The organism is Pedobacter sp. 01N416 (genome assembly GCF_056399685.1).
In genome coordinates this window covers 1-4515 of record NZ_JBFTRT010000426.1, presented here as the reverse complement: position 1 = coordinate 4515, position 4515 = coordinate 1, and the positions used below count along the sequence as shown (strand labels likewise).

The 4515-nt window shown below is 36.7% G+C and carries 6 protein-coding genes; 4 read left to right on the top strand and 2 right to left on the bottom strand.

The genetic code is table 11. The features are described 5' to 3' along the window. Together AC1DND_RS20565 and AC1DND_RS20560 are read left to right on the top strand one after the other, a co-directional pair. Nucleotides 1-467: sulfatase-like hydrolase/transferase (locus tag AC1DND_RS20565; RefSeq protein WP_477584479.1), on the top strand; the 467-nt coding region annotated here is incomplete at its 5' end. A gap of 11 nt (nucleotides 468-478) precedes the next feature. Then, the gene (locus tag AC1DND_RS20560) at nucleotides 479-844 is read left to right on the top strand and encodes a helix-turn-helix domain-containing protein (RefSeq protein ID WP_477584477.1); all 366 of its coding nucleotides are present in this window, start codon (nucleotides 479-481) and stop codon (nucleotides 842-844) included. Between the two features lie 257 nt (nucleotides 845-1101). Here the strand turns inward: AC1DND_RS20560 and AC1DND_RS20555 are convergent, their stop codons facing one another. Continuing rightward, complete coding sequence (locus tag AC1DND_RS20555) at nucleotides 1102-1596, bottom strand: SRPBCC family protein (RefSeq protein WP_477584475.1); 495 nt, start codon at nucleotides 1594-1596, stop codon at nucleotides 1102-1104. A 180-nt stretch (nucleotides 1597-1776) separates the two neighbouring features. Between AC1DND_RS20555 and AC1DND_RS20550 the strand changes: the two genes are divergently transcribed. Next, on the top strand, nucleotides 1777-2757 hold the full coding sequence (locus AC1DND_RS20550) for a GlxA family transcriptional regulator (RefSeq protein WP_477584473.1): 981 nt from the start codon (nucleotides 1777-1779) through the stop codon (nucleotides 2755-2757). 492 nt (nucleotides 2758-3249) lie between these two features. Here the strand turns inward: AC1DND_RS20550 and AC1DND_RS20545 are convergent, their stop codons facing one another. Next, nucleotides 3250-4008: a class I SAM-dependent methyltransferase gene (locus AC1DND_RS20545; RefSeq protein ID WP_477584471.1), complete on the bottom strand. Its 759-nt coding sequence runs from the start codon at nucleotides 4006-4008 to the stop codon at nucleotides 3250-3252. 59 nt (nucleotides 4009-4067) lie between these two features. Between AC1DND_RS20545 and AC1DND_RS20540 the strand changes: the two genes are divergently transcribed. Continuing rightward, a partial coding sequence (locus AC1DND_RS20540) for an AraC family ligand binding domain-containing protein (protein ID WP_477584470.1) occupies nucleotides 4068-4515 on the top strand: 448 nt, incomplete at its 3' end.

The window sequence follows — 4515 nt, the reverse complement described above, 5'->3', positions numbered from 1 at the left end:
CCTTATTCATAATTGTAGCCGATCACTGTGCTTCTAGTGCTGGTAAAGTAGAATTACCAGTAGATAAATACCACATCCCAATGATTTTTTACAGCCCAGGGCACATTGCACCAGGCAAATTCGAGAAACTCACCGCACAGATTGATATCGGCCCAACCATTTTGGGTTACCTCAATTTCAGTTACGACAGTAAGTTTTTTGGTCAGGATGTATTTAAAATGAAAGATAGCGAAGAAAGGGCATTTATAAGCACCTACCAGAGCTTAGGCTACATTAAAAACAATAAGCTGGTTATTCTCGATCCGAATAAAAAAGCAACTACTTACAAACCCGATTTTACTAACGGAAATGCTATAGCCATACCAGCAGATCAGAAATTGATTAATGAGGCTATATCCAATTACCAAATGGCATCGTACCTCTACCAAAATGGCTTGTACGGTTTTGAGACTAAAAAGAAACCCTAGTAAATTTAATCATGGGCATAAATATTGGCTTATTGGTCTGGAAAGAGATGAAGGCAAAATCGATGAGTAGAGATCAACTTGCCGAGAAAATAAGTGTTAGCAAACACCGGGTAGATACTTTACTTAAATCGGCCTCGGTAGATACCAATTTATTAACAAGGATCTCTATTGCGCTTGGTATTAATTTTTTCGAATACTACCGTAAAGATGAAGACCTGGCTCAATTTGAAATCGATATCCTTGCCCAAAGTGATGAGGAGCTTAATGAGCTTAAAAATTTAATCAAAGAAAAAAATAAATTGCTCGAACTTTACGAAGAAACCATTAAAAGCCAAAAGAAGATTATTGGCACACTAGAAAATCTTCGGAAACACTAACAATAAATTTAATTTAGCTTTTAACTGCAGTAAGTTCAGTTTTAATGAACTTGCTGCAGATATTTAACCCTAGTTCGATTAATATTTACTCGTTGTGATCAATTTTAGTCTCTTTTTCCTAACGCGATCGTCATGCTGAACTTGTTTCAGCATCTTTCCTGCTAGATAGACCCTGAAATAAATTCAGGGTGACGATGGTGAGTTGAAAATATCTATAGAGGATCTTTAAAAGCATGTTATTAATCGAGTTCAGGTTATCAGGCTTCCAGTTTCCACTTTTTTGCCAATTCAGTATTAAAACCATCAGTTTCTTTTGGATTTGGCTCTCCCTTTCCTGTGGTAATCAACTTATACAAGCTTTCTTTTATATAGTTAGTCCAGGCTTCCCTGCAAATTTCATAACATTCGTACTGCGGCACCAAGCCCTCGTGCGTAAAAGTTACAGCGGTTTGTTCGCCTTTTTTAGTAATATCAAAAACCAACTTCGTACCAATCCATTCGCTTTTATCGGTTGTAAACTTAAAATAGTTATCCAATATCAGCCATACTACTTTTTGATTTGGAATCATTTCTACCAATTTCATTTTACAGTAATGAATATCTCTATAATGATAAACGGATTCGGCGTTAATGATATCGGTAGCTCCTTCAATGGCTTCCGACCACCATCCGCTAACATTGGTAATTGCATTAAATACTTCATTCGGGCTTTGATCTACCAAAATGGTGGCTGTAAAATCTTGTTTTTCCATGGTTATGCTGTTGTTTAATTTAAGATTGATTAGAACAAAACAAAGTTAACCGCAATATGCGATACAAGCAGGGTGTAAAATAGACATTGTAGCGGGTTGATTTGGACAGCTTTAAGTTTTATCTTTACTATATAAAATTAGCAGATTGATGCTAAACCAACATGATGTAAAACCATTAAGATGAAACACATTACCATTCTTGTGCCCGACGGACCGAACAACTTAAGTAGTATTGTTGGTTCTTACAAAATACTAAGCAGGGCTAATGCCTATTGGCAGGAAAACGGCAAAACACAGTTATTCAAAATTGAGTTGGCAGGTATTTCCAAAGCCGTCGATTTTTATGATGGTTTGTTTTCGGTGAAACCGCACAGGCATATTTCAACTATCACCAAAACCGACCTTGTGATTATCCCTTCTTTAAATCACAACTACCAACAGGCAATGGAAGGGAACAAAGAACTAATCGAATGGATTGCCGCGCAATATAAAAATGGCGCCGAAATAGCGAGTGTTTGCACTGGTGCATATTTACTGGCATCAACTGGTTTATTAGATGGCAAAACCTGTTCTACACACTGGATTGTGGCTGATAATTTCAGTAAAATGTTCCCAAAAGTAAATTTACAACCCGATAAACTGATTACAGACGAAAATGGCATTTATACCAATGGAGGGGCGTATTCATTCTTAAATCTCCTGCTGTATCTGGTTGAAAAATACTTCGACAGGCAAACCGCCATTTTCTGTTCAAAGGTTTTCCAGATTGAAATGGACAGGCAAAGCCAATCGACCTTTATTATTTTTAAAGGACAAAAACTGCATGGCGACGATATGGTAAAGGAAGCTCAATTGTATATCGAAAACCACCTCCAGCAAAAAATATCTGTAGAAGATTTATCAACCAGGTTTGCAGTTGGCAGGAGAAGTTTTGACAGAAGATTTATCAAGGCAACGGGAAATACGCCAATAGAATACTTACAACGCGCTAAAATTGAATCGGCCAAGAAAGCCCTGGAAACCAGCAGAAAAACCGTTAACGAAGTAATGTATGAGGTTGGTTATACAGATGTAAAGGCTTTTAGAGAGGTATTTCGCAAAATTACAGGAGTATCTCCACTGGAATATCGAAATCGGTACAACAAGGAAATGGTAATGTAAAATCATCAGGTAATACGCTCCTGCTGCCTGATGATTAATCTGTATTTTACTAATCCTTGAAAAATTATGCCTGAACAGTCCGTTGATATAGGTAAACTTTTGGATATTGGTCCATAATCGGTAACCTTCTAGTTTTTCAGTTTTAGAAAGTTACGAATAAAAGTGTTATTGATAATGGTACAAATGCAAAAAGCCTCACATTTCTATGAGGCTTTTCGTGAACCTCACTGACATTTTCTCGAACCACTTTGTGTCAGATTTAAAACGTATAATTAATTTGGCTGATGAATTAGATGACAAGTAATGAAAGTTCTCTAGTAGAGTTTTTTGTGATTTCACTACTATGGTATATTACAAAGCATGTTTCAAAAATTAGACGCCTTGGTTTTCACCCCAAACAAAATAGCCATACTATATTTAAATGATGTTTTACGATTTTAATGCGTTTGCCCTTGTAAGGTTTGAAGAAACCTTTTTTATATCTAATGTTTATTATAACTTGTTTCCTGCTAAAATATAAACTGGATAAAATAGGCTGAATCGTTCTTCAATTTGTGTAACGGCTATTCCTAATTGATCTTTTTCCACATCTCCCATAATCATATGCTTAAGAGCGTTTTCGTTCGTAGGAAAAGACGCGTGAAGTTGTTGTTCCAAGTCTATTTCCATTTTGTAATTATCTCCACGTATATTTTTTAGTCCGCTTGTCTCAAAGAGTTCCTTAAACTGAGGAATGGAAAGCACCGCTACATGTGAAGGATCTCTTAATTTTTCCATTTGGTCGTACTTCAAAGTGCAAGCTTCAGGAACTGCAACATCTGTAACCATAACAGCGCCACCAGGTCTACAAACTCGGATCATTTCTCTTAATACTGCTTCAGGATCAATAAAGTGATGAAAACTAAACCGTGTAACGACAACTGAAAAAGTGTTATCAGGAAATGGCAGCGCATCCGCTTCACCTATCACCCATTCAACATTGACGATCTCTTGCTGCTGTTGGCATTTCTTGGCTTCCCTAAGCATTTCCTCAGTGATATCAACTCCTGTTACATGAAGAGCCTGTTTTGCAAATGCGAGAGAAACAATCCCGGAGCCACAGGCAACATCCAAAACGCTTTCTTCTGTTTTTGGTGATACAATTTTGATTAACTTATCTAAAGCATCACTGTGAGATGCAATAGCCGTATAACCGGCAGCTTGATTTGTAAACTGAGCTATAATCTGTTTTTTATGATCTTCCTTATTCATAATTATTTTTTTTGTAAATCTCAATCATTTCATTGTGTCATAATATCTATATTTAGACAATGAATAATAATTATCGGACAGTTATTGATATTGACCTTGGTTTTGAGGTAAACCCCAACAGGCCATTTTCCATATACTGGGAAAAGGTTTCTAATGCAAGATGTATGGCGGCTCATAGCCACCCGAGAGCGCAGCTGATTTATTGTGACACAGGAATAATGGAAATAACTGCTGGTAAACAGATGTGGATGGTAAATCCACTACAGGGTATCTGGATTCCGGGGAATGTTGAACATCAGGTTTTTTTTTCCGAAAATGCGAACATTAACACCATTTTTATTGATCCTTCACTTACAGAAAATTTACCAGATAGTAGTTTTGCGTTTGATATGAGCCCATTTTTCAAAAACTTAGTATTGAAAATCATGTCTGTCAAAGATCAGACTAACCTTTCTATCCAGCAGCAGAGGATTACAGCGGTATTATTAGACGAGCTTATGGTTATTG